Origin of the sequence: Streptomyces sp. E11-3 (genome assembly GCF_046540415.1) — a bacterium.
Lineage (GTDB): Bacteria > Actinomycetota > Actinomycetes > Streptomycetales > Streptomycetaceae > Streptomyces.
Genome location: NZ_JAZGRL010000082.1, coordinates 1 through 2,766 on the forward strand (window position 1 = coordinate 1; position 2,766 = coordinate 2,766).

Annotated in this window: 3 protein-coding genes; 1 reads left to right on the top strand and 2 read right to left on the bottom strand. The window is 66.5% G+C overall.

All coding sequences use genetic code 11. The annotated features are described in order from the left end of the window. Positions 1 to 200: 200 nt before the first annotated feature. Positions 201 to 596, bottom strand: coding sequence for a MerR family transcriptional regulator (locus U9R90_RS35200; RefSeq protein ID WP_411061485.1), 396 nt, complete (start codon positions 594 to 596; stop codon positions 201 to 203). A 415-nt stretch (positions 597 to 1,011) separates the two neighbouring features. Here U9R90_RS35200 and U9R90_RS35205 point away from each other — a divergent pair, with 415 nt between their 5' ends. Next, positions 1,012 to 2,508, top strand: a complete 1,497-nt coding sequence (locus U9R90_RS35205) for a SulP family inorganic anion transporter (RefSeq protein WP_411061487.1) — start codon at positions 1,012 to 1,014, stop codon at positions 2,506 to 2,508. 158 nt (positions 2,509 to 2,666) lie between these two features. On the opposite strand, the gene U9R90_RS35210 is transcribed toward U9R90_RS35205, so the two are convergent. Beyond that, positions 2,667 to 2,766, bottom strand: a 100-nt coding sequence (locus tag U9R90_RS35210; RefSeq protein WP_411061488.1) for a DUF397 domain-containing protein, incomplete at its 5' end; no start/stop codon positions are given.

Genomic DNA, 2,766 nt, shown 5'->3' on the forward strand with positions numbered 1-2,766 from the left:
TTGTGGGCAATCGTTCCGCAGGGCGGAACGGGTGGGCACAACCCCTCGCCACGGGGGGGCACCCGTTCCACCAAGCCCGAAGGGCAACACCCTCCCCCCGCCACGGGGCACGGTGGCAACAAGCCCGAGGGGCAGCCTCACCTCGACACGGCGCACCGTGAACGCACGCCCGAGGGGCGCGCCCTCACCCCGGGTCGGCGCTACGCGCCGAGACGGGCGCGCAGCGTCGCCGCGAAATCCTCCGCCGCGAGCAACTGCCCGCGAAGCTTCCCGCAGCGCACCTCCGTCGCCTCGCGATACGCGTCGAGGCGCTCACGCAAGAGGGCCAACTCCTCGCCAACCGGCGGCTGATCCGCCGCGAGGCGATCGGTGATCTCCAGCAGATCCCGCATCTCGTCAAGCGAGAAGTCCAGCGGCTTCATACGGCGGATCACGAGCAGGCGCTCGACATCGGCCTCCGTGTACAGCCGGAAGCCCCCCTTACTGCGGGCAGAGGGGATGACGAGACCGACCTCCTCGTAGTGGCGGATCGTCCGCAGCGAGAGGCTGGTCCGCTCGGCTACTTCGCCGATCTGCATCTGCTGCTGCTCAGCCATCGCCGTGTTGTCTCCCTTGGGTCCTTCTGGTTTCCACAGCTTTTCGATTCCGTGCCGCACCTGGCCACAGTGAGATCAATCACAGGAACGTGAGGCCTCTTTACCTGCATTTCACAAGCCGTACGTCGCACTCTCCCCTCACGTCAGGGTAAAGTATTGACGTATCCGCCTCCGCCGTAAGGCTCTGGTAGAGGCGGCACCGCCGCCCAGAGGGCCCCGACCGGGCCAGGTGGCGACTGAGAGCTTTCGGGCAATGATGCCCGACCGGTGGCCCGTTGAGGCCGCTGGGTATCCGGCAGGGCCCCCGACGTGGCCGGGCCGCCGGGGGACTCCGCCCACCTGCGGGCTGCGAGTCGTGTACCAGCGCGTGTGCGTGCCTGATGGGTGACGCGTGCGCCCGAACGGAAACGGTTGCATGTCTTCACCGCTGTCCTTGTCTCCGCGTCTGTCGCGTCCTGACTGGCTCGCCTCGCCGAAGGTCTTCCGTACCGAGGTGCTGGCGGGTCTGGTCGTTGCGCTGGCGTTGATCCCCGAGGCGATCTCGTTCTCGATCATTGCCGGTGTCGATCCGGCGGTGGGTCTGTTCGCGTCGTTCACGATGGCTGTGGTGATCTCCATCGTGGGTGGCCGCAAGGCCATGATCTCCGCCGCGACTGGAGCGATCGCCCTGGTCATCGCCCCCCTCAACCATGAGTACGGGCTCGGCTACCTGATCGCCGCCGTGATCCTCGGCGGCGTCTTCCAGATCGTGCTGGGCGCGCTGGGGGTGGCCAAGCTGATGCGGTTCGTGCCGCGCAGCGTGATGGTCGGCTTCGTCAACGCGCTGGCGATCCTGATCTTCATGGCGCAGATCGAGGAGATGTGGAAGGTGCCGTGGCCGGTCTACCCGCTGATCGTGGGTGGGTTGGCGCTGATGGTGTTCTTCCCGAAGGTCACGACGGTGGTCCCGGCTCCGCTGGTGTCGATCGTGATTCTGACGGTGATCACGGTGGCGGCCGGGATCGCGGTGCCGACGGTTGGTGACAAGGGTGAGCTGCCGTCCTCGCTGCCGGTGCCGGGGCTGCCCGATGTGCCGTTCACGATGGACACGCTGACGACGATCGCTCCGTACGCCTTCGCGTTCGCGCTGGTCGGTCTGATGGAGTCGCTGATGACCGCCAAGCTGGTGGACGACATCACCGACACGCACTCGAACAAGACCCGCGAGTCGCTGGGGCAGGGCATCGCCAACATCGTCACCGGTTTCTTCGGTGGTATGGGCGGCTGCGCGATGATCGGCCAGACGATGATCAACGTGAAGACGTCCGGGGCACGGACCCGGCTGTCCACCTTCCTCGCCGGTACGTTCCTGATGGTGCTCTGCATCGCCTTCGGGTCGGTCGTCTCCGACATCCCGATGGCCGCTCTGGTCGCCGTGATGATCCTGGTCTCGGTCGCCACGTTCGACTGGCACTCCATTCAGCCGGGGACGCTTAGGCGCATGCCGATCGGTGAGACCACGGTGATGGTCGTGACGGTGGCGTTTGTGGTGGCGACGCACAACCTGGCCATCGGTGTGGTCGTCGGCTGCATCACCGCCATGGTCATCTTCGCCAAGCGGGTGGCCCACATGGCCGAGGTGACCGGTGTCGTCGATCCGGACGGCAACCAGGTCGTCTACGCCGTGACTGGCGAGCTCTTCTTCGCCTCGTCGAATGACCTGGTCTATCAGTTCAACTACAAGGACGATCCCGATGATGTGGTGATCGACCTGTCCGACGCCCATATCTGGGACGCCTCGTCGGTCGCCGCGCTGGACGCGATCGAGACCAAGTACCAGGACCGCGGCAAGAAGGTCACCATCATCGGCCTGAACAAGCCCAGCGCCGAGATGCACGACAAACTCGCCGGACAGCTCACCGCCGGCCACTGATCCACCGGCACAGCGTCGTTCGCAGACCGACCGCCCTTCCCCCGGCACCACGGAACCGTGGGGGGAGGGCGGTTCTGCTGTGCTGGAGCCGTGCACCTCGGTTCCGCCGCCACCGACCACGATGGCCGCACCCGGGCCGAGTACGGGAGGGGCTCGCCTCAGCCGGTGAACTCCCCGCCCTTGACGGCGGTCACGAAGGACGACCAGGCGGTCGACTCGAAGACGAGCGCGGGGTGGTGGGGGTTCTTGCTGTCGCGG

What these genes read in the sequence shown, in the direction of transcription:
- U9R90_RS35205 (WP_411061487.1), top strand. Translation starts at nt 1,012, where the DNA reads ATGTCTTCACCGCTGTCCTTGTCTCCGCGTCTGTCGCGTCCTGACTGG.
- U9R90_RS35200 (WP_411061485.1), bottom strand. Translation starts at nt 596, where the DNA reads ATGGCTGAGCAGCAGCAGATGCAGATCGGCGAAGTAGCCGAGCGGACC.